This window comes from Sphaerisporangium sp. NBC_01403 (genome assembly GCF_045040145.1).
Classification (GTDB): Bacteria; Actinomycetota; Actinomycetes; order Streptosporangiales; family Streptosporangiaceae; genus Sphaerisporangium; species Sphaerisporangium viridialbum.
In genome coordinates this window covers 3,167,484-3,188,338 of sequence record NZ_CP109534.1, presented here as the reverse complement: position 1 = coordinate 3,188,338, position 20,855 = coordinate 3,167,484, and the positions used below count along the sequence as shown (strand labels likewise).

31 protein-coding genes are annotated in these 20,855 nt (G+C 69.5%); 14 read left to right on the top strand and 17 right to left on the bottom strand.

Going from position 1 to position 20,855, the window contains the following annotated elements:
* Positions 1-7 precede the first annotated feature (7 nt).
* The 14 genes from OG589_RS14630 (at position 8) to OG589_RS14565 (ending at position 11,685) form a co-directional block, all read left to right on the top strand.
* A complete protein-coding gene (locus OG589_RS14630) occupies positions 8-472 on the top strand; it encodes a hypothetical protein (protein WP_405149437.1) in 465 nt (154 codons plus the stop codon).
* Positions 472-903 carry an HK97 gp10 family phage protein gene (locus OG589_RS14625; RefSeq protein ID WP_405149435.1) on the top strand — a complete coding sequence of 144 codons (432 nt, stop codon included), beginning with the start codon at positions 472-474 and terminating at the stop codon, positions 901-903. Before OG589_RS14630 ends, OG589_RS14625 begins: the two co-directional genes overlap by 1 nt.
* 15 nt (positions 904-918) lie before the next feature.
* Positions 919-1,419, top strand: a complete 501-nt coding sequence (locus OG589_RS14620; protein WP_405149434.1) for a hypothetical protein — start codon at positions 919-921, stop codon at positions 1,417-1,419.
* Between the two features lie 276 nt (positions 1,420-1,695).
* Positions 1,696-2,178 carry a hypothetical protein gene (locus OG589_RS14615; protein ID WP_405149432.1) on the top strand — a complete coding sequence of 161 codons (483 nt, stop codon included), beginning with the start codon at positions 1,696-1,698 and terminating at the stop codon, positions 2,176-2,178.
* A complete protein-coding gene (locus OG589_RS14610; protein WP_405149430.1) occupies positions 2,175-2,675 on the top strand; it encodes a hypothetical protein in 501 nt (166 codons plus the stop codon). The genes OG589_RS14615 and OG589_RS14610 overlap by 4 nt, the downstream gene beginning before the upstream one ends.
* Positions 2,597-2,998 carry a hypothetical protein gene (locus OG589_RS14605; RefSeq protein ID WP_405149429.1) on the top strand — a complete coding sequence of 134 codons (402 nt, stop codon included), beginning with the start codon at positions 2,597-2,599 and terminating at the stop codon, positions 2,996-2,998. The genes OG589_RS14610 and OG589_RS14605 overlap by 79 nt, the downstream gene beginning before the upstream one ends.
* On the top strand, positions 2,985-7,172 hold the full coding sequence (locus OG589_RS14600; RefSeq protein ID WP_405149428.1) for a phage tail tape measure protein: 4,188 nt from the start codon (positions 2,985-2,987) through the stop codon (positions 7,170-7,172). The genes OG589_RS14605 and OG589_RS14600 overlap by 14 nt, the downstream gene beginning before the upstream one ends.
* On the top strand, positions 7,169-8,362 hold the full coding sequence (locus OG589_RS14595; RefSeq protein ID WP_405149427.1) for a hypothetical protein: 1,194 nt from the start codon (positions 7,169-7,171) through the stop codon (positions 8,360-8,362). The genes OG589_RS14600 and OG589_RS14595 overlap by 4 nt, the downstream gene beginning before the upstream one ends.
* A gap of 165 nt (positions 8,363-8,527) precedes the next feature.
* Complete coding sequence (locus tag OG589_RS14590) at positions 8,528-8,827, top strand: hypothetical protein (protein ID WP_405149426.1); 300 nt, start codon at positions 8,528-8,530, stop codon at positions 8,825-8,827.
* A gap of 33 nt (positions 8,828-8,860) precedes the next feature.
* The gene (locus OG589_RS14585) at positions 8,861-9,358 is read left to right on the top strand and encodes a hypothetical protein (protein ID WP_405149425.1); all 498 of its coding nucleotides are present in this window, start codon (positions 8,861-8,863) and stop codon (positions 9,356-9,358) included.
* Positions 9,359-9,439: 81 nt separating this feature from the next.
* Positions 9,440-9,805 (top strand): hypothetical protein, encoded by a 366-nt coding sequence (locus OG589_RS14580; RefSeq protein WP_405149423.1) that lies wholly within the window; start codon positions 9,440-9,442, stop codon positions 9,803-9,805.
* A 221-nt stretch (positions 9,806-10,026) separates the two neighbouring features.
* Entirely contained in the window at positions 10,027-10,371 is a 345-nt protein-coding gene (locus tag OG589_RS14575) for a hypothetical protein (protein ID WP_405149421.1), read from the top strand.
* Positions 10,361-11,200: an N-acetylmuramoyl-L-alanine amidase gene (locus OG589_RS14570; RefSeq protein WP_405149420.1), complete on the top strand. Its 840-nt coding sequence runs from the start codon at positions 10,361-10,363 to the stop codon at positions 11,198-11,200. Before OG589_RS14575 ends, OG589_RS14570 begins: the two co-directional genes overlap by 11 nt.
* Before the next feature lie 122 nt (positions 11,201-11,322).
* On the top strand, positions 11,323-11,685 hold the full coding sequence (locus OG589_RS14565; RefSeq protein WP_405149418.1) for a hypothetical protein: 363 nt from the start codon (positions 11,323-11,325) through the stop codon (positions 11,683-11,685).
* A 105-nt stretch (positions 11,686-11,790) separates the two neighbouring features.
* Here the strand turns inward: OG589_RS14565 and OG589_RS14560 are convergent, their stop codons facing one another.
* The 17 genes from OG589_RS14560 to OG589_RS14480 form a co-directional block, all read right to left on the bottom strand.
* Positions 11,791-12,189 carry a helix-turn-helix domain-containing protein gene (locus OG589_RS14560; RefSeq protein WP_405149417.1) on the bottom strand — a complete coding sequence of 133 codons (399 nt, stop codon included), beginning with the start codon at positions 12,187-12,189 and terminating at the stop codon, positions 11,791-11,793.
* Between the two features lie 87 nt (positions 12,190-12,276).
* Positions 12,277-12,549 carry a hypothetical protein gene (locus OG589_RS14555; RefSeq protein WP_405149415.1) on the bottom strand — a complete coding sequence of 91 codons (273 nt, stop codon included), beginning with the start codon at positions 12,547-12,549 and terminating at the stop codon, positions 12,277-12,279.
* A gap of 20 nt (positions 12,550-12,569) precedes the next feature.
* Entirely contained in the window at positions 12,570-12,896 is a 327-nt protein-coding gene (locus OG589_RS14550) for a hypothetical protein (protein ID WP_405149414.1), read from the bottom strand.
* Between the two features lie 300 nt (positions 12,897-13,196).
* Entirely contained in the window at positions 13,197-13,418 is a 222-nt protein-coding gene (locus tag OG589_RS14545) for a DUF6221 family protein (protein WP_405149412.1), read from the bottom strand.
* Positions 13,419-13,484: 66 nt separating this feature from the next.
* The gene (locus OG589_RS14540) at positions 13,485-13,823 is read right to left on the bottom strand and encodes a hypothetical protein (RefSeq protein ID WP_405149411.1); all 339 of its coding nucleotides are present in this window, start codon (positions 13,821-13,823) and stop codon (positions 13,485-13,487) included.
* Between the two features lie 10 nt (positions 13,824-13,833).
* A complete protein-coding gene (locus OG589_RS14535; RefSeq protein WP_405152045.1) occupies positions 13,834-14,421 on the bottom strand; it encodes a recombinase family protein in 588 nt (195 codons plus the stop codon).
* Positions 14,422-14,557: 136 nt separating this feature from the next.
* Positions 14,558-14,938 carry a hypothetical protein gene (locus OG589_RS14530; protein WP_405149410.1) on the bottom strand — a complete coding sequence of 127 codons (381 nt, stop codon included), beginning with the start codon at positions 14,936-14,938 and terminating at the stop codon, positions 14,558-14,560.
* 63 nt (positions 14,939-15,001) lie between these two features.
* Entirely contained in the window at positions 15,002-15,163 is a 162-nt protein-coding gene (locus OG589_RS14525) for a hypothetical protein (protein ID WP_405149409.1), read from the bottom strand.
* 35 nt (positions 15,164-15,198) lie between these two features.
* Positions 15,199-15,366, bottom strand: coding sequence for a hypothetical protein (locus tag OG589_RS14520; protein WP_405149407.1), 168 nt, complete (start codon positions 15,364-15,366; stop codon positions 15,199-15,201).
* Between the two features lie 121 nt (positions 15,367-15,487).
* Positions 15,488-15,634: a hypothetical protein gene (locus tag OG589_RS14515; protein ID WP_405149405.1), complete on the bottom strand. Its 147-nt coding sequence runs from the start codon at positions 15,632-15,634 to the stop codon at positions 15,488-15,490.
* 262 nt (positions 15,635-15,896) lie between these two features.
* Positions 15,897-16,052, bottom strand: coding sequence for a hypothetical protein (locus OG589_RS14510; RefSeq protein ID WP_405149403.1), 156 nt, complete (start codon positions 16,050-16,052; stop codon positions 15,897-15,899).
* Between the two features lie 88 nt (positions 16,053-16,140).
* Entirely contained in the window at positions 16,141-16,497 is a 357-nt protein-coding gene (locus OG589_RS14505) for a hypothetical protein (RefSeq protein WP_405149402.1), read from the bottom strand.
* 180 nt (positions 16,498-16,677) lie between these two features.
* Positions 16,678-18,777, bottom strand: coding sequence for a hypothetical protein (locus OG589_RS14500; RefSeq protein WP_405149400.1), 2,100 nt, complete (start codon positions 18,775-18,777; stop codon positions 16,678-16,680).
* A complete protein-coding gene (locus OG589_RS14495) occupies positions 18,774-19,073 on the bottom strand; it encodes a hypothetical protein (protein ID WP_405149399.1) in 300 nt (99 codons plus the stop codon). The genes OG589_RS14500 and OG589_RS14495 overlap by 4 nt, the downstream gene beginning before the upstream one ends.
* Positions 19,073-19,531 (bottom strand): DUF3307 domain-containing protein, encoded by a 459-nt coding sequence (locus OG589_RS14490; protein ID WP_405149397.1) that lies wholly within the window; start codon positions 19,529-19,531, stop codon positions 19,073-19,075. Before OG589_RS14490 ends, OG589_RS14495 begins: the two co-directional genes overlap by 1 nt.
* Positions 19,531-19,665 (bottom strand): hypothetical protein, encoded by a 135-nt coding sequence (locus OG589_RS14485; protein ID WP_405149396.1) that lies wholly within the window; start codon positions 19,663-19,665, stop codon positions 19,531-19,533. The genes OG589_RS14490 and OG589_RS14485 overlap by 1 nt, the downstream gene beginning before the upstream one ends.
* 139 nt (positions 19,666-19,804) lie before the next feature.
* Positions 19,805-20,803: a hypothetical protein gene (locus tag OG589_RS14480; RefSeq protein WP_405149394.1), complete on the bottom strand. Its 999-nt coding sequence runs from the start codon at positions 20,801-20,803 to the stop codon at positions 19,805-19,807.
* Positions 20,804-20,855 lie beyond the last annotated feature (52 nt).

Sequence of the window (20,855 nt, the reverse complement as noted above, 5' to 3'; positions counted from 1 at the left end):
CTGACTGATGTCCACGATTCCCGCAGCGCTCGCCGCCTTGGTCGCAGCCGCCAGACGAGCCTGGCCGGACGTGCAGGTCCTCGACGGCGGCCCCACGATCGACATCAACGCCGACGTCATCTCGATCGGGTACAGCGGCAGCACCACGGACGCCGACGTGCGCAGCACCCTGACCCGCGACCAGCTGGACGTGCAGCCGGACCTGGAGCGGTACGACGTCATGTGCATGGTGTCGGCCTGGCGGGGCGACGCCTACGACGCCGACGGCAAACCCGACGCGGAGACGACCCGGCTTCGGGCGTTCGAACTACTGGCCGGGTTCCGCCGCGAGCTGGCGCGCGACCCGCGGCTGGGCGGCACGGTGATGATGGCCCACCTGTCCACCCTGGACATGGTGGCCGACCAGACCCCCAGCGGCCCGGTGTGCACCGTGCGGTTCGTCGTCCACGTCGACGCGTTCACGGACGCCTGATGGCGGTCGGGGACCCGGCCGAGGAGATCCGCAAGCTCGCCAAAGACCTCGGGAAGATCCCGGCCGAGCTGCGTAAGGAGCTGCGACCCGAGCTGAAGAAGGCCGCCGAGCCGATCGCCACCGACGCCCGGGGCAGGGCGTCGTGGTCGGCGCGCATCCCCCGGGCGATCGCCGTGTCCATGCACCTGAACAAGCGCGACCCGGGGGTGTCCATCCGGGTGCGCGCGTCGATGGCACCGCACGGGCGGGCGTATGAGGGCATCACGGGGGCCAGTCATTTCGTGCATCCGGTTCATGGTCACCGGGACCGCACGGTGTCCGAGGAGACGCGGCCGTACGTGGCGCCGGCCGTGGACGCCGCGACCGATGAGGTGGTGGACGCGGTGGCGCAGACCGTGGACCGAGTAGCGCGGGAGCAGGGCTTCCGATGACCGAAAGGAGGGGCAATGCCCCTTAGCGCGAGCCTGCTGGTACAACTGGCGGCCGACCTGACCAGCCCGCTGGACCTGACCACAGTCGATGTGCCGCTGAGCATCGGCAGGCAGATCAGTCTGATCAGCGGGACCGGCGCGGGTGCGGCCGACCAGATCTGGTCGGCGACACGGTCCATCAACAGCGGGGCCACCGACAGCCTGGACCTGGCCGGAGTGCTGACCTCCCCGCTGGGCGGGACGCTGACGTTCGCCCGGATCAAGGGAGTCCTGGTCGCGGCGGCGGCGACGAACACCACCAACGTTGACGTGGCGAGACCTGCGACCAACGGTGTCCCTCTGTTCTCGGCGGTGAGCAGCGCGATCTCCGTCCGCCCGGGCGGGCTGCTGGTGTGGATGGACCCCTCGGCGGCGGGGGTGGTCGTGACGCCCGGCACGGGTGACTTGATCAACCTGGTCAACGGGTCTGGCGCGACCGCCAAGTGCGACGTCGTCATCATCGGCGCGAGCGCGTAGGAGGCCCGCATGGAGACCGTGTGGATCTCACACCCCAATCTGGATGACAGGAAGGTCGAGGTACCCGCCTCGGCGCTGCCGCATCACCAGCGCGCCGGCTGGGTGGAAACCGACGCGCCGCCCCCGCCGCCACTCCCGGAGCCGGACCCCGGCCCAGGCGAAGACCCGCCCAGCGAAAACCCAGATCAGACCTCAGGAGCCCCGGCAGACGCCGGGGCTTCTGCTTTGCCAGAGTCGCCGAGGCGTCGGCGCGCGAGCACCAAGGAGGACGAGTAAATGCCCGCAACGCCGATCACTCCCGCGTCCCGGTTCTTCCGGCCCGGCACGACGAAGTGCTACTGGGTCGTGTCCATCTCCAACATCAACGCGCCGAGCAGGCCGGAGTTGAACGCAGGCTCCGACCTGTCCAAGGACATCGCCGACATCGCCGGGTGGATGGTGTCCGGTCAGAAGATCGACACCCCGGACCTCAACTCCACGTTCGTCTCCAACATCCCTGGCCTGACCAGCGCCGACGAGTCGTCGATCACGTTCTACGCGGGCGAAACCGGTGTGGACGTGCGCAGCCTGATGCCGCGAAACACGGCCGGGAACATCGTGTGGCTGGACGGCGGCGATGTCGCCGGGCGGAAGATGGACGTCTTCCCGGTGCGCATCCTCAGCGTCGGCAAGCAGCGCAGCATGGGCGCTGAGGCGGCGCGGATCACCATCCAGTACGCCATCAGCTCCGTGCCCGCTGAGGACGTGACCATCCCGTGAGCCTGCGTGAGCGGCTGCTCAACCGGCCCCGGCCGATGGCCGCCTACCCGCTGCGGGTCGACGACGACACCCAGGCGCGCAAGGACATGGAGCAGGCCCGCACCCTGCTGCGGCTCCTGCAGCTCCAGGGCGAGTCGGCCGACGAGTCGGCCGTCAAGGCGGCCAAGGCGGACCTGGCCAAGGCTGAGGCCGCTCTGGCGGCCTGCTACGAGCCGGTCACCCTGCGGGCGATGCCCCCGGACGACTTCGAGGCTCTGATCGCGCTGCACAAGCCGCGGGAGGGCACCGAGGAGACGTCATGGAATCTGGACACCTTCCCGCAGGCCTGCTTGATGGCGTGCGTGGAGTCCGACCTGACCGAGGCCGAGTGGGGGCAGGTCTGGAAGGAGGTCCTGTCCCAAGGTGAACGCGGCGAGCTGTGCACGGCGGCCATCCGGGTCAACGTGCGGGTTCCGGAGTCCACGCTCCCAAAAGACTGGACGCAGATCCTGGGCTAGCTCTTGAGCTGGCCGTCTGCCACCACTACCTCATCCCGCACTCGGCCTTCCTGTCCTGGTCGGCCGAGGACCGGGACAAGGCGATCTGGCAGCACATCCGTAAGCGCCAGGCGTGCGGCTCCTGCGGCACCCGCCCGGAGGAGTGGGACGAGACCCGCGGCGGCGACCGCAACGCCTACATCGCCGAGCCCGAGCGGTGCCGCGGCTGCGAGGTGAAACAGGCGGGCGAGGAAGCACTGGCCAGCGATAAAGACCGCGGCCGGGGCGCGCGCATCGTTCTCATCCGCAACCGGAAGGAGGTGACCGGGCATGGCCGTCCGTGACCTGATCATCGACATCAAGAGCCGGTTCGACGAGAAGGGTTCCAAGGCCGCCGAGGAGGGGCTGAAGAAGACCGAGGAGGCCGCCAAGCGTTCCCAGCGTGAGCTGGAGCGGATGGAGCGGGCGGCGGCCAAGCAGCGCGACGCGATGGAGTCCTCGGGCCGGACCCTGGCCACGTTCGGCGTGGCCGCGGTCGCTGGGATCGGCATGGCGGTGAAGGCCGCCGTCGACTGGGAGTCGGCCTGGACTGGGGTGACCAAAACGGTTGAGGGCACCCCTCAGCAGCTCGCCGCCCTGGAAGGGGCTCTGCGTGGCCTGGCCCGGGAACTTCCGGCCAGCCACAAGGAGATCGCCGCGGTGGCCGAGGCCGCCGGTCAGCTCGGCGTCAAGCGGGAGAACATCACCTCGTTCACCCGGACGATGATCGCCCTGGGGCAGACCACCAACCTGAGCGCTGAGCAGGCGGCTACCGCCCTGGCGCGGCTGTCCAACATCATGGGCACCCCGCAGGCCGAGATCGGCAAGCTGGGCGCCTCCCTGGTCGCCCTGGGCAACGCGGGCGCCTCGACGGAGTCCGAGATCGTCGACATGGCGCTCCGTATCGCCGGCGCCGGCAAGACCATCGGCCTGACCGAGGGCCAGGTCCTGGGTTTCTCCTCCGCGCTGAGCTCGGTGGGTATCAACGCCGAGGCGGGCGGCTCGTCAATCTCCCGCGTGATGATCACCATTGCGCAGGCGGTCGACGCCGGCGGCCAGCAGGTGGAGAAGTTCGCCAAGGTTGCGGGCATGTCCGCCTCGGAGTTCTCGACGGCGTTCAAGCAGGACGCGGGCGGCGCCCTGGCCGCGTTCATCGAGGGCCTCGGCAAGGTGGAGTCCAGCGGTGGCTCGCTGTTCCAAACCCTGCAGCAGCTCGGGTTCTCCGAGGTCGAGGTCCGGGATGCCCTTCTTCGTACCGCCAACGCGGGGTCGCTGCTGTCCGACAGCCTGCGGGTCGGCGAGCGGGCCTGGGCGGACAACAGCGCCCTGGTGGAGGAGGCGGCCAAGCGCTACGAGACGACCGCCTCGAAAATGCAGGTCGCCCAGAACAACGTCACCGACCTCGCGATCACGATCGGCCAGACCTTCCTGCCCATCCTGGGGCAGGTCGCCGAGCACACCTCGGGCTGGATCGCGATGCTGAGCGACCTGCCCGCCCCGGTGAAGACCGCCGGGACCGTGGTGGGTGGCCTGGCCGGGACCGTCGCCCTGGCGGGTGGCGCGGCGATGATCGCCGTGCCGAAGATGGTGGAGTTCACCAAGACCCTGACCGAGATGGGGCCGCGCGGCGCAGCCCTGGCCGGACGGCTGTCCAGCCTGGGCAGCTTTCTGACCGGCCCGTGGGGGCTCGCGCTGGGGGCCGCAGCCGGGGTGCTGCTGCTGTTCGCCGACGCCCAAGCAGAGACCGCTGGCCGGGTCGAAGACCTCACCCAGGCGATCGTCGCCGACCACGGCGCGATCGCGGATTCCACCCGGGAGAAGATCCTCAACAACCTGGTGTCCGACGGCATGATTGCTCAGGCCAAGCAGCTTGGGCTGAACCTGGACCTGGTCACACGGGCCTTCGGCGGCAACAAGGACGCGGCCAGCCTGCTGAACCAGCAGTTGGACGACATGCTCGCCAAGAAGATGGACCAGGCGCCGGCGTTCGCGTGGCCGTGGGACGAAGCAGGCCGGAAGATCAAGGATGAGACCGACGCGATCACCGGTCTGAAGTTCTCGCTCGGCGAGTACGGGCGGCAGCTCGACGCGGCCAAGGGCAAGGCCCAAGAGCAGATCGACGTGCAGGACAAGCAGGTCGTCAAGGTCACCGACCTTGAGTCGGCGATGCAGGGCATGACTGCGGAGATGAGCGGTCAGGGTGTCGCGGCCGGCGACCTGTCGGGGTTCATGCAGGGGCTGGCCAGCGCCTATGGGCTCGTGGGTGACGACGCGGCCAAGGCCGCCCAGAAGATGATCGACTCCTGGTCGCAGGCGTTCTCCCAGTTCGGCAACCTGGTCGGTGCCATCCAGGACATCGAGTCCTCGGCGTCCCAGTCGAGTACCTCCAACGCCGACCGGCAGGCGGCTGCCGTCCAGCGGCTCGCCGAGGTGCAGCGCGACGGCGCCGAGAAGATCAAGCGGGCGCAACGCGACCTGGCTGATGCGCATCGCACCAGCACCGAGAAGATCACCAAGGCTCAGCGTGACTTGGCTGACGCGCACGAGAAGGCCGCTGATCGGACGGTGCAGTCCCAGGAGCGGATCCGCTCCGCCCAGCAGTCCCTCGCCGACGCCATCGAGCAGGCGGCGCAGCGCGGGGCCGCCGCCCTGCAGCGCGTGGAGGACGCGCAGCGGCATGTGGCCGAGGTGGCCCAGGACTCCAGCCGCAAAATCGGGTCAGCGGCTCAGCGGGTCGCCGACGCGCAGACCGAGGCGGCTCAACGCCAGTTGGACGCCGAACGGCGGCTCCAGGACAGCCACGCCCGCACCGCTCAGGCTGTTGAGGACTTGACCGCTGCCCGCGTGCACGCCCAGCAGCGGCTGGAGGACCTCGCCCGGTCGGAGGCGTCCAGCGCCCTGGACGAAGAGGGCGCGCAGATCGCGATCGAGCGGGCCCAGCAGCGCCTGGACGAACTCGGCGCGCCAGACTCCAAGGCGACGGACCTGGACCGGCGAGAGGCGGATCTCGCCTACCGGCGGGCCAAGGACCGGCTGAAGGAGATCCAGCAGCGCAACGCCGACCTCCGCAAGGAGATCGCGGACGCCAACAGGGCCGGCGTCGAGGGCAGCGCGGAGGTCGTCAAGGCGAAGGAGCGCATCGCCCAGGCGCAGCAGGCCGAGCAGGAGGCGGAGGCGGCCCTCGCCAAGGCGCGCGAGGACGGGGCCCGTTCGGTGGCCGCGGCCGAGCAGGCGTTGGCTGATGCCCGCAGCGACGCCGCGCGGCAGCAGGAGGAAGCCCAGCGCGCCCTGGCCAAGGCCGAAGCCGAACTGGACCAGTCCCGTACCGCGAGCGCCAAGGACGTGCTCAAGGCCAAGCAGGACATCGTGGACGCCGAGAAGGCGGCTGCCAAGGCGACCCGGGACGCGGCGCGTGATGTCCAGGACGCTGAGCAGGCTGTCCGTGATGCCCATCGGAAAACGGCGCGTGACGTCCAGGACGCCCAGGAGGCTGTCCGTGCCGCACGTCAGGCGGCGGCGCGTGATGAGGTCAAGGCGAATCAGGACGTCCGCGACTCCTGGGTGAATCTGGGCGGCACCGTCGCGGTGACAACCGACCAGTACCTGCGCGAACTGGAGAAGCAGGTCAAGGACCAGGAGAAGTGGGCCGACAACCTCATCTCGCTGGCCGGGCGGGTGCCCGGCGCGATGCTCGACGAGCTGATCAAGCTCGGCCCCGGCGGGGCCAAGGTCGTCGCCATGGCCTCCCAGATGTCGGATGTGGAGCTCAAGAAGTTCATCGAGTTGCACGGCCGCTCGGGCAAGCTGGCCGGCGACACCTTCGCCGAGAACCTCGCAACCGCCGGACCGATCCTGCGGTACATCGCCCTGACGCGCGGCCAGGAGGTGGCCGACAAGGTGCGCGAGGGCATGGACGGCGGCCGTACCAGTGTGTTCGAGGCGGCAAAGCGCATCGGCCTGGACATCATCACCGGGATCGGCAAAGACCACACGATCACGATCTTCGTGAAGACCGAGTACCAGGACGACCTGTCGCGTGAGGCGCTGCGCATGGCCGTCCAGAACCGCGAGGCGGGCGGCATCGACCGGTACGCGGCCGGTGGGATCGAGCGGTACGCCATGGGCGGGTTGCGCCGCCCGGCGGGGCCGACGATCGCCGGTAGGCCCACGGTGCTGTTCGGCGAGGGAAAGGGGGATGAGGCGTTCATCCCCTACGACCAGCAGTACAGGGCGAGGGCCGAGGGTCTGCTGTCGCAGGTGGCCGGCGACTTCGGCGGGGTGTTCCTCAAACCGCTCGGCGCACCGGCAGGGGGCGGGGACGGCGGGTCCGCGATGGCCATGGGGCGGGGCGGTAACACCTACAACATCACCGTGCAGGTCCCGCCAGGCGGCGACCTGGCGGCGGCCGGGGCGGTGACGGTGAAGGCGATCCAGGCGTATGAAAGCCGGTCCGGGTCGAGCTGGCGGCGCACACCATGAGCCTGCCCGTCATCACGATCGAGGTGATGTTCAACGGTGTCTCCTGGACCGATGTCACCTCGTGGGGTAAGCACGGGATCTCGACCCGGCGGGGTTCGTCCCGGGTGGAGTCGCCGATCATCCGCTACGAGGCGGGCACCGCCACGGTGACCCTGAACAACAGCGACCGCAGGTTCGACCCCACCAACCTGGCCGGACCGTACGTCGGTAGCGGCAAGAGCCAGGTCACCCCGATGCGGCCGATCCGGATCCGCGCCACCTGGGCGTCGACCACCTACGACATCTTCCGGGGGTTCGTCGACATCTGGGATGTCGACTGGGTCGCCGATATCTACAGCGAGGTCACCGTCCGGGCCACCGACGGGTTCAAGGTGCTGCGCAACAAGAAACGCGCGGCCGTCACCCCGGTCGGGGCTGGGGAGGACTCGGGCGCGCGGGTGACGCGGATCCTGAACTCGGCGGGCTGGCCCGCCGGTGACCGTGTCATCGCCACCGGTAGCAGCACGCTGCAGGCCACCACCCTGGAAGGGGACGCGCTCAGCGAGCTGCAGGCCACCGCCGAGTCGGAGATCGGCGAGCTGTACATCGACGGTGCGGGCCGGGTGGTGTTCCGTAGCAGGTCGGCCCTGCTGTTGGACTCCCGCAGCACCACCGTGCAAGCCACCTTCGGCAACCCACCGACCGCGGCAGCGCCGTTCGAGACCCGGCTGAACACCGACGACGCCACCTTCTACAACGAGGTACGGGCACAGCGGACCGGCGGGGCCGAGTTTGTGACGGGCGACGCGGCGAGCCAAGCCGAGTTGCTGACGCGGACGTTCCAGGCATCGAGCCTGCTGCTGACCAGCGACACCGAGGTCCAAAGCTACGCCGGGTGGATCTTGTACGTGTCCAAGGACCCCGAGGTGCGGTTCGACTCGATCGTGATCCACGCCCACGCCGACCCTGCCAACCTGTTCCCGCAGGTGCTGGCGCGGGAGATCGGCGACCGGATCCAGATCGTCCGCCGTCCTCCCGGCGGCGGGGCGGCGATCACCCGGGAGGTGTTCATTCGGGGCATCTCCCACCAAACTTCCGGCGCCACCTGGTTCACCACATGGGCGTTGCAGAGCGCGACGAAGTACGGGTCGTTCTTCGCGCTGGACCATCCCGTGCTCGGCCTGCTCGATCAGAACGCGCTCGGATTCTAGGAGGTGGCAATGGCGGTGATTCGCGCCCGTCTTCGTTTCGCTGAACACGCATACCCGGCACCAGCCCCGATCCGTCGCTGGGAACACTTCTGGGACTACCTCGATTCGCAGCGCGCCCGCGCGGGCGGCGCGCTGGTGCCACGCCCGACAGGCCACAACCCGACGATGACGGCCCACGCCCGGGTGGACGACGGCCGGTGGCTGGTCGACTGCCCGTGGGGGTGCGGGGCGGCGTTCATCGCCCCGGCCGGTGAGACCCGCATGTGGTGCACGGAGTGCGCCGGCGGCGGATTCGGCCTGACCTCCGCCCTGGTGTGGCCGGACGGCATCGACAGGCTGACGGTAAACCTGGAGTCGCTGCCGACGATGCTCCAGTACTGGCCGTGCGTCCCGTGCCGCTCCCGCCTGGCCGACGGGCGCGATCTGTGCCCGACGTGTCGGGGGATGCAAGGATTGGAGGTCTGAGTGGTTGCCATTCCAACGCCCCGGACGTGGGCGGTGGGTGAACTTCTGACCGCCGCCAAGTTGAACACCGACCTGCGCGATGGGCTCAACGTTCTGCTGACGCCGCCGCTGGCGATCCTGCGTTCGACGACCCTGCAGAACATGACCAATGGCGCCGACACGGTGTTGAACTGGGCGCTCGAAGACCTGGACACCGACAACGGGCACAGCACCGTCACAAACACCAGCAGGTACACCGCGCAAACCGCCGGATACTACCTGCTCAACGCGAACGTCACGTTCGCTTCCTCCGGCGCCGTCACCGGAACCCGGCGTGGGTCCTTCCGCAAGAACGGCACGACGATGTTCAGCCGAGTCCGTCAGGTGCCGAGCGTGTCGGCCTACACGGGGGTCGTGGTGGTTGCCCGCGTGTTTCTCGCGGTGAACGACTACGTCGAGGTCATCGGCTGGCAGGACTCCGGGGGCACGCTGACCACCGACAACGAGTCCTTCAACGACCCGCGCTGGGAAATCCAGTGGACCTCTAAGTAGCCACCGGTCCGCACCCAGACACCTGATCGTGCCGCCCGTACGCCTCCGGCGGGCGGCACCCCAACCCGAAAGGCGGCCCGTGTGGACCTGGCGACCATGCCATGGCTGGCCCAAGGCGGCATCATCGGAGGCGTCATCGCCGCCCTCGCCGGCACCATGGTCTACGGGTTCCGCCTCGTCTACAACGGGCGGCTCGTCCCCAAATCGACGGTGGACGAACTCACCAAGGCCGCCGAACAACGTGTCGCCGCCGCCGAGAAGCAAGCCGCTGAACGGGCCGCCGAAGTCGCCGAATACAAGGCCGCGTGGCTGGCCAGTGAGAAGACACGGCATGAGCAGGACGCACAGATCGGCGAGCTCATGGAGTCCAGCCGGACCACCATCACCATCCTGCGGTCTATCGCCCCCGTCCCTCCCGGAGAGGCCCGCGATGTGGTGGCCCCGTAGGCGCCGGCCCGCACCGGAGCCGACCCCCGAACCGGAGATGTCGCCGGAAGCCCGCAAGCGCATCGCCGCGGCGCGGGCTGCGCGCAAACAAGCCGAGCAGCGGTTGGAAAGGGTGCGCGATCGCAGACCCGAGGTGGATGAGATTGCTGCGTCGTTGCGGCGGGCTCGCGCGCGGAACGGGTTCGCGGAGCTGTTCGCCCAAGCGTTGAGGGGGCAAGACGGTGATCCATCAGGCGGGTAGCGCGCTGATAGTGCTGTCCGCGGTCGAACTGCTGGTGTGCGCGGTGTTCTACGGCGGCTGGTTCCGCTGGTGGACATCCCCGGAGGGACGCCACCTGTTCGCGTTCATGGCGGTGTTCGGAACCGTGCTCGGGTTGTGGACGGCGTTGCTGCTGTCCAGCGGCATGGCGTGGGATGCGCAACCGGCCGGGGGTCGGGAGTGGGCGCGGCTGGTGGGGTTCGCCGCGGTCGCCGTGGTGCTGGCCGACCGGCTGCGGTTGCTGGTGAAAGGCAAACGCGACGAACTGCGTCAACGGAAAGCGAAAGGGGTCCGATATGGCGATTGACCTGGTGTCCCGCAAGGACTGGGGTGCACGGGCGCCCCGCGGCTCCTACACCACGATCACGTGGACCAAGGGCGTCAAGGTGCACTACACAGGCGGCCGTGTCGACCCGGGTATCGCGAACGACCACGCCAAGTGCGTGGCCATGGTGAAGTCCTTCCAGAGCTACCACATGGACGGCAACGGTTGGCTCGACCTGGCCTACTCCATGGTCGCGTGCCCGCACCGCAAGGTGTTCGTCGGCCGCGGCCCCGGGCACCTGACCGCCGCGAACGGGCCCGGGATGAACACCGGGCACTACTCGGTGCTCGGCCTGATCGGCAACTCCGGCCTGGTCGAACCGCCGGACGACATGCTCCACGGGATCCTCGACGCCATCGCCTACCTGCGCGAGCACGGCGGCGCGGGCAACGAGATCAAGGGTCACCGCGACGGGTACTCCACCGACTGCCCCGGAGGGCCGCTGTACGCGTGGGTGCGTCGTGGAGCTCCCCGCCCCGGGGGAAGTGCGCCGGCGCCCAAGCCGGACCCGGAGCCCGCAGCGGCGAAGCCGATCACAGTCGTGTGGGACGGGGATGTTCCCCGCTTCCCCGGCCGTGTGCTCGCGTACACGCCCGGTAGGCCGTACATGCGAGGCGAGGACGTCAAGGCGTGGCAGGCCAAGCTCCAGCGGCGGGGCTGGAACATCGACGTCGACGGCCTGTACGGGCGGGAGTCGACGAACGTGTGCGCGGGCTACCAGCGCGCGACCGGCCTGGACGACAGCGGCCGGGTCGACAGGCCCACCTGGGACATGACGTGGGCGTGGAAGAAGCCCGCCACCGAGAAGTAGTGGACCCCCTGATCTCCGGCGCCCAGCTTCCCGCTTTGCGCCGTCAGCTCCGCGCCCTCGAGGGAGTGGAGCACCCCCCTGAGCTCCCGCGTGACGGGGGCGTCATGCAACGGAGGTTGCGCATGTCCAACAACGAGCTCACCGGCGAACCGGCGCTGTGGGCTGCCCTGATCGGCAGCTTCATCCAGTTCCTCGCCGCGTTCTTCCTGCCGCTCACCCACGACCAGGTGGCCGTCATCAACGCTCTGGTCATCGCCGCAGCGGGCGTCTACGTCGCGTTCGCCACCCGGTCGCTCGACAACGGCGGCAGCATCAAGTCCGCGATCCTCGGCCTCGCGCAGGGTGGGATCTCGCTGGCCGTGACGTTCGGCTGGCAGGTGTCCAACGAGCAGACCGCCGCCCTCATGGGGTTCGTCGGCCTCGCCGTGGCCATCTTCATCCGGCAGACATCGCGCCCGAAGAACGCGTACGGCTTGGCGGCCTGACCTCTGGTCGCGATGCTGTCCGCACGGTAGCCTGCGGGTCACCTGCGGTGGGCGAACGGCCCCACTCTCCTTCGGGAGGGTGGGGCCGTTTCGGCATGTCCGGGGTCAGGCGTAGGCGATGGCTAGGCCGGGTACCTCCTGCGCGATGCGCGCCACCACGGCGCGATGCCATGAAGCGGGGAACGGGATCTCCGGGTGTGCGGCGTGGTACTCCTCGTCGGTCCGGTAGGTCAGCAAGGCGGGATCGGGTACGTCCATCAGAGCCTTAACGCAGCCGCCGATGAACTCGCCGGTTCGGTCCTCCAGATCCTCCAGCGCCAGCCGGACCCCGTCGGGGATCGGGTACTTGCCGTGCTCCCAGTGGCGCACCGTGCGAGGCGACACCCCCAGGTGGCCTGCGAGCCAGTCCCCGGTCAGGCCGAGGAACTCGCGTACCACCTTGAACTCGGCGTCGGTCATCCGCTCGTCTTCGGGCATGTCCGGCGGGTCGGTGTACTCGGTCAAGGGTGCCTCCAAGGGGAAAGCCCCCGGCGCGCTGCCGGGGGCGACTGGGTGTGCGGCCCGTCTAGGAGACGGGCCAGGAGGAAGGTGTCAGGCGTTCTCGATCTCCGCGCGCTCGGCGAACAGGGTGTGCAGTCGCTCGATGTCGCGCAGTAGCGCAGGCACGTGCTTGAGTACATCGCAGGTGTAGACCCCCGCCGGTGGCTCCTCCAACTGCGCCGCCTCGTATGCGGCCTTGATGCGGTCACGCTGGTCTTCGGTCAGTAAGCCGCTTGCCGCCTCTCCCGCGCGAGCGGACGGGCCGCTCCACTCTGGCTCCGGGTCGGGGTCAACATCGCGGTAGTGCTCGTGGTTGAAGGCCATATCGGCTCCTTAAGCGGGGATCAGGCGGTGGTGTCGTGCTCGGCGGCGATGGCCCAGAAGTCGATGCCCTCGACGATGGCCTTGATGTCGAGGCGGTCGTCCTCGTCGGTGGGGTAGCCGTCGAAGTCGCGGTCCTCGGCGTAGTAGGGGCCGATGAACTCGTCGCCGCATAGGGAGACGCTGGAGGGGAGGGCGTCGTTGATGGCCGCGCGGTAGTCGGCGGCGACGGCGTCGAGGTCGTAGTCGTCGGCGTAGTCACCCAGCGCGACGTAGACGGACTGCTCGACGGTCAGCTCGCCGTCCTGGACGCGGTTGTTCCAGGTGCCGAAGGTGGTGGTGGTGGTCATCGCCGGTTCCTTCCGGTGGGGTCTGGGGCTGTTCCCCTGACCTCGTGATACAGACTCTAGCTTCCTAAATTAGGAAGCACAAGGGTTGTTAGGGATGGGGATCGGCTTCTTGTTCGCAGGCCATCCGTTCGGCTTCCTCGTGGAGCGCCCACACGAGAAGCAGGGCGAGGCGCAGGTCGGGGTCAACGGGAGCGTGCATGGTGGTGCCTCCGCATATGGGACGCACCGGGCAGGCGGGACGTTGACCTTCGAACACGACGAAGCCCCGCCACCCGGAGGTGACGGGGCGAGGGGGAAGGGCTACGGCCGCCACTCCTGCCGATAGTCGCGGTGGTCGGCGTACGGTAGGGCCAGCATCTCAATGACGTCTTCTAGCGTCTCCCTGCGGGTGTACTCGCTCACCGTCTCGTCAAGGCGGCCGAAATCCTCGACGAGCACGCGGTGCATGTCGAGGATGCGCCGCTTGGCCTCAACCTCGGCCACCAAGAGGGCTGGCGATCCGAGAGGTGACCCTGGCGCCACAGCGCTTCGCGGCCGGGCTCACCCGAGCACGGCCGCCACGATCGGGGACGGGTCTCGCCGACACCGTCACCGCCGACGGCCCTGCATGTGACCCGCCTGGTAACCCTCGCGGCGCCCCAGGTGGTAGGCGACGATCGGGACGACCGTGCCGATCACCGCCCGCAGGCCGGCATCGACGTCTCCGTCGCCCGTCTCCCACGCTGCACGCGCGACAGGCAGCATGCTGTCGACGTCGGCGGCGGAAACGCGCGCCGGGTAGTTCACTGTGAAGCCGCCCTTCAGGAGTTCCTCCAGAGCCGCGCTGGCGGCAGCGGCGGCCTTCTCGTGGTCGATGCCCAGCTTGTCGCGTAGGGCCACAGTGATGTACGTGGCGGCCATCGGGTCGTGTGCTTCCAGGTCACGCATTGAGCACTCCTCACTCGGTGATTGCGTTGTGCGCCGTGGGGCTGAGTTCGGGCACGTACCGGTACAGCGTCGCCCGGGACACCCGTAGGAGCTTGGCGACGCTGGACACTGTGGCATTCGGCGCGGTGAGCATGTGCCGTGCCTGCGCAACCATCTCGTCATCCATGGCGGGAGGGCGTCCGAGCCGCTTACCCCTCGCCCTCGCTGCCTGCACTCCCGCGATCGTACGGTCGCGGATGATGTCCCGCTCGAGCTCGGCGAAGGCGGCCATCATCGTGAAGAAGAACTTGCCCTCTCCCGTCGGGGCGTAGCCGCCGGCGAGGCGTCCGGTCAGGATGCGGATGCCGATGCCGGCCTCATGGAGGTCGTCGGCGATGATCAGTAGGTCTTTGACGGAGCGGCCGAGCCGGTCCAGCTTCCACACCACGAGCGTGTCGCCCGGGCGCAGGTAGTTCAGCGCGGCGGCCAAGCCGGGGCGATCGAGATTCCGGGTGGAGACCTTTTCTTCGAACACACGGATGCACCCGGCTTGGGCCAGGGCGTCGAGCTGAAGCTGGAGGTCTTGCTCGTCAGTGGAGACCCGCGCGAGGCCGACCAGCGCACCAGGTGTCGCAGAAAGGTTCGGCGCGACTTGTTGCACACGATGATTTTCTACACCGTTTCTGAGACGCGGTTCGTCCGTCGCAGTGATCAACTTGGCGTCCTTTCGATCATGTCTCACAGGGGGTCGATTCTCAACACGCCTCGCTGGCGGGCACTTCCTCGCCGTACTGCAGGACCGCCGGCACCGGTTCGCCTTTGGCGCGGTGCTCGGCGGCGTGCTTGCCGGCCGCAGTCCGGGCGCCGCGGTCGGTGGTGTAGTTGCTGCCGGTCCATCGGCAGTCGCCGCACCGCCAGGCGAAGTCGTAACGGTGCGGGTTGCCCCACACGTCGATGCCGTGCCCCCACACGATCGTGCGCTTGGGGATGTCGACGGTGGCGGCGAGTTGCTTGACCAGACCCTCGACGGCGTCGCGGCGGCCTTGGGTGGCGTGGTCGAAGTGGCGCCGGGCGGTCTGCAGGTCGCGGTCGTCGAGGGCGGCGGTGATGTCGGTGACCGTCTGGGTGGTGGTCATGGTGTTTCTTCCTCGTGAGGGCGCCCCGCCCATGCGAGGCAGACGGGGCGCGGTGGTTGGGGGTCAGGTCCAGGGCTTGAGGAGCTGGTTCAGCTCCTCGCGGGTGACGTCGCCCTTCAGGTCGGCCGCGCGGTCCAGCAGCTTCTTGGCTGCCTGCGGGGCGGGCGTGTAGTGCGACGCCTGGGTCAGCTCGTCCTGCGCCTGGCTCTTGGAGACCTTGTCCATGTCGTCATCCTCGTTGTGCTGGTTGGCGACGGGGTTCAGCGGGCGTGGCAGTCGCGGGCGTGGGCGTTGGCTGTCGCCTTGCTGTCGCCCAACTCTTGGCAGCCGTAGCACTCCCAGGTGCCAGTGCCGGTGCCGGTGTCGTGGTCCTCGGTGAAGATGACCCGGCCGCCGGCCTGGTTCCTGTACGTGGTGTCCTTGCCCATGTCGATCTCCTTCGTGGTGGTGGGGCGGGGGCGGTTAAGGGATCAGAACCATCCCTTCCGCCCGCCCTTTGCGATCGGTCGTCCTAGTTGTTCTTGCTCAGGTGGTGTTGGGTGTTCGGGGTCAGCGCTTGGTCTTCTTGCGCATGGACGCGGGCTTGCCGAGCTCGGCCATGGTGACCAGGCAGGCGTGGGTGAGCGGGTTGTTGTGGTCGGCGCCGCAGCGCTTGCAGGTGATCAGGGCGACGGTGACGTTGACGCGGACCTTCATGTCGGGCTTCTCCTGTGGTGGGGGGTTAGGGGACCTGTCGGCAGTTCTTGGAGTGGTCGTTGGCTGCCTGAGAGAGGGTGTTGCCGGTGGACCAGCCGCAGCCCCCGCAGGTCGCGGGGCCAACCCAGTAGCCCCCGCCTCCGCTGTTCCGCTGCACGTGGTCTTCCGTCCAGGTGACGAGGGTTCCGCCTTGGGTGCGGAACCGTTTCGTGTTTGCCATTGCTGTCTCTTCTCTCGGGGGTGGTGGAGCGGCTGCTCCGGGCTACTTGGTGGGGTGGGTGACGTACGCACCGCCAGGGACCCGCACGTGCCTGGTCCCGGTGGCGGGCTCCTGGTGGACGATGTGCCAGCCGTCGCGGCCGCAGGTGAGCGGGTCGCTGCCGTCGTCGGGGACGAACTCCAGGTCGCACTTCTTCACTTCGCACCTCCTTCGCTTCGGTGGGAGCGGCTGCTCCGGGCGTGGCCACGGCGGCGGGACCGAAGGGCACACCCGCAGCAGCCGCGCGTCACCAGGCGGTGGACCGGTCGCGCGTCTCCGCCTGGCCGTAGTGGTGCTCGGCAGCTTCCAGCGCGGGCTGGGGGCGGGACGCGAGGATCTCGGCGTGCACCCGCCGCGGCGCGGGCCGGGACTGGGTGCGCACGATCTGGCGCACCGGGTCGGCACGGCGGCGCAGCAGCAGGATCGTGGAGATGGACGTGGATCCGACGAGCACCATCCACACGTAGGCGGTGAGCGCGGTGCCAGCGACCGCGTACAGGGCGAGCCCGCTGGCAAGAAGCCCGCCGACGACGAGCCCGGCCTTGCTGCACACAGCGCTCGCGATGATGGCGCCGGCGGTGACTTTCGGTGGTGGTGCACACATGTTGATCTCCATTCGGTGGTGTTCGTTGGGAGGTAGCGGGCTTCGAGATAGGTAGCGGGCCGCTACCTGATGCCGCTACCGGGTCTAGCTGCGAAAACGGGAGAAGGTAGCGGGTAGCGGCACCCTCCGTAGGCGGCCTCCAGAACCCCTCCAGAGGGGGTTCGGACCCACCGGCAGCCGCTACCCGCGGGTCAGCTCCCGCTGCTCCGCTGCCGCCTGCACCTCGGCCAGCAGGCACCCCTTCAGCACCGCACCGCCCGCCTTGACGTTGATCGGTGAGACGCCCAGTCCGCGCAGCAGAGCGCTCAGCGACTCCGCCGTCAGATCGCCGTACGCGTCCGGACGGAACTCGTTGAGCAGCTCGGCCAGGTGCTGCCACTGGGCGCGGTCGCGACCCGCCGGCCACACCCGGACGACGTCCACGAGGATGTCCAGGCGCGGCGCCTCTTCCTCTTCGACCCAGGACGCCACGCCGCCGCGGAGTTGCGCGGCGCGGGCCAGGATCTTCTTGGCGTCCGCCTCTGTGGGGTACTGCGCGCGGACCGCGATCGGCTCGCGCAGTCCGGTCACCATGGCCCACCCGGCGTCGATCTCCGGGCGGAACGCGGTGCCGGTGATGCCCGCCTTGTAGGCGCCGGTGCCCAGGATCATGTCGTTCTCCTGGTAGCCGCGGACCGCCAGGCAGGCGCGCATGGTGACGCATCGGGTGATGTTCGGCGGGACGCTCTTGGCGTCGGGGATCTGCGTGGCCAGGATCACGATGAGGTTCAGCGCCCGGCCGCGGCGGATGAGCCGCTCGGCCGCGTCGGCGACCTCGGCATTCGGCAGTAGCTCGTGCGCCTCGTCGATCACGATGACGACCGGGTGCAGCCCGGACTTGGGCATCGCGGCGAGCTCGGGGGTGACCTTCCCCTCGGGGGCCAGCCCCTGCTCGCGGAAACGCTTGATCCGCTTGCCGCGGCGCTCGGCTTCGGCCAGACCCCACGAGATGATGCGCGCGCCGCCTTCCAGGGCCTCGTCATCGACGCCGCAGTAGTACTCCGAGCACAGGCCGGCCTCGTAGAAGTCGGTGAAGTCGCCGGTCCCCTTGAATTCGGCGATCTTGTATTCGGTGGCCGGGTCCAGGGCGCCGCCGAGCGCGAGCGCCCGCGCGAAGAACGACTTACCGGATCCTGGCACCCCTCCGATGAGCCAGTTCCGCTGGAACAGCGGAGCCGAAACGGGGCGCTGCCGCTGGTCGGCGCCGAAGTCCATCGGCTCGAACACGCTGGTACGGGCGCCGTCGGCGGTGAGGGACCAGCGTGGCGGCTTCATCTTCGAGGCCGGCTCATACCCGACCCACAGGTCCAGTTGGCCGTCATGGTCGGGGCCGACACTGGGCCACACCTGGTCGACCGGCAGCCGTAGCGCCGAGCTGAGCTTGCCGCGCGCGCCGACCACCGCGGACGCCTCGACGCCCTGCGGGAGGTTGACCCGGGCGAGCTGACCGGGGCCGTCGCGGTGGATGTCCTGCGGAAACTTGATGCGCGCCGGGTCCTTCAGCCCAGGGACACTCAGCGAGCACAGCGCCTCCCGCACGATCTCCGCGGTCAGGCGCCGGTACTTGGTGGTCGTCACCTTCGCGCCCTGCACGAGCGGCTTGTCCGCGGGCCGGCCAACGCGGGCTAGCGCCGCGACCAGCGTGATGGCGGCGGCGGCCTGCCAGCCCACGGGCACGACATCGACGGCGATGCGAACCGCCAACGCGCCGGCTCCCGCGCCCACCCCGGCGACGATCAGGCGCTGCTTGACCTGCTCCTTGTGGTTGGCCTTCACCTGCATGTAGCTGCCGACATCACCGGCCTTGGCCTGCTGGGCACCGAGGCTGATCTGCTCGGCGTCGAACACCCACCGGCACCCGGCGGCGAGCAGCCGGCACGCGCCGATCGGCGCCCACATGAGCAGCCGTCCCGCGTACACCGGCGTGCGCACCAGGTGGTACAGCACCTCGTGCTTGACCCGGCCGCCCCACCAGCGGGTGGCGGCCTCCAGGTCGCGGCGCGAGCGCGCCCACGCGGGGAGGATCGGCCGTAGCTCGTGGTCACGGCGCCCGGTGACGGTGGCGTACACCGGGACCAGCTCCCGCCCGTCGTCCTCGGGGCGGTCGACCGGCTGGTCGGTTTCGACTTCGCGGGGCTCGGTGAGGACTTCGGCGTCGTGCTCGTCGATGGTGGCGGGTAGTTCCGGGCGCCCCTCGCCGGTGTCCGGGCCGCCGTGAATGACGCGAAATGGCCTGCTCATGCGAGGGATTCCTCCAGTCGGGGACGGGCGGTCAAGGCGTCGAGCTGTTGTGCGAGGGCGAGGAAGATCAGGCCGGTCGCGCGGCAGGTGTGCCAGCACATCCAGCACGCGGCGGCCAGCACGTACAGGGCGGGCACCCCGGCCAGGAGCAGGACCCGGCCGGTGCAGCAGGCCCATCCGGCGGAGCGGGCGGCGTCGCGCATCTGGGCGGGGGTGCGCGCATCCGTGGTGGGCTCGCGCAGAGAGCACAGGGTGAACGCGATGGCGGCGAGTACGACGGTGAGCATGGTGGTCATCACGCACCTCCGGCGATGATGAGCGCGGCGACGAACAGCCACGCGACGTGCCATGACTGGTCCAGGGCGTAGGCACCGGTGCCCAGGTGCGGGGCGTCGCCGGTGCCGGGGCGAGGTGCGCCGAGCCGGTAGAAGTCGCCCTTGCCTACGGCGTCGGCGAGGCGGGCGAGGGTGACGCGGCGGTCGGCCCAGTAGTGGGAGACGGCGTCCACGGTGAGGGCGACGGTGAGGGCGACCGGGTCCAGGCGCAGGTGGGTCACGGTCATGAGCGCGGCAAGGGCGAGCATCTTGGTGCCGGTCAGGGTGATGACGTGGCCGATGCACGCGGCCCGCCCGGCCCGCCCGGGGGCGCCCTTGCTGCACGCCTGCTGGTGGCTTTGCACCCAGTGGTCGCCGACCTGGTGGGCGGCGTACAGCGCTGCGAACACGGCGGCGAACGTGGCGACTGTGGAGGTCATCAGGCGGTCCTCCTGGTCGTGGGCTGGTATTCGGTGTTCAGGTCGGCGGCGAACACACCGTGGCCGGTCTGGCAGGTGTAGAGCACGGGGCCGCCGTCGAGGGCGGTGCCGCAACGGGGGCACGGGCGGGTCATGGGGTCCTCCTGCACGGGATGAGCTGGGCGGCGCGCGCGCACCCGTCGCAACCGCGGGCGTGGCCCCGGCCGTGGACGGCGCAGACGGGCGTGTCCTCGGTGCGGTGGATGCCGTGGCAGAACGGGCACTGGTAGCGCATCAGGCACCTCCGGCGGCGAGCAGCTTCTGGACCTCGCTGGCCTTGTCGGCACCCACGCCGAGCGCCTTCCGGATCTTGTGAACGCCCGGGTTCGGGGTCAACTCCCCGGCCGCGATCATGTCGCGGACGTGGTCGGCCAGGACCTGTACCGGGGCTGTACTGAAGGTGTACCGGTCGGACACGTTTTCCCTGTACCGAGCGTGTACCGGGGGTGTACCGGGGGGTGTACCGCGCCACGGCACCGGAAGGTCCGCAATGATCTTCCAAATGGTCGGCAGCACCCACACCGACAGCACCGCGGCGACCGGCCCCAGCGAGTGCACGATCAGCTTCAGGAGGTCGAACGGCAGGGCGAACGCCGGCCAGCAGTTCAGGGTCAACGTGAGACCGAGGAGCACCAGCTCGACGCGGAACAGCCGCCGGCCTTCGGGGCTCTTACGGTCCACGACCTTGCCGCGGATCGCCGAGTACGCCTGCACGCCAACCGCGGCGAGCAGCGGGAGGGACAGCACGGCTTCGACGCCGTACGCCGACCACCAACCGGCGCTGTACTCGTCCAGGTCGAGGGCTTTGGCGACGCTGCCCTGCACGCCGATGGACGACACGGCGAGCGCGATCCCAGCGGCGGCCATGGTCATGCGCGTGGTGACCCGCCGGATCTGCGCGTCCCGGTGGGCGACCGCCGCCGGGTGCTGGGCGAGCTCGTGCAGCCTCGCCGCTTCCCAGGTGCGCCGACGCAGCTTGCGCACCTTCGCGGTGTCGAGGGTGAACGGCGTCTCGTCGTCCTGCAAGTCGGCGAGCAGGTGCGCTTCGGCGACCTCCTTACGCAGGTGAAGGACGCGCTTGGTCTCCCCGTCGACCTCGCGCACGGCGGGCAGCGGGGCCGACCGGGGCGCCTGCTCGGCCAGGTGGCCTTCGATCTCGGCGAGGCCCTGCGCGACCTCCTCGGGGGAGGGTTCGCGCGGGGGCTCCGGCGGCGGGAGGGCGGTGTGGCTCATCGTGTCTACTCCGGTCTCAAAGGTCTGTGGTGGTCTGGCGGCGGGTGAGCCG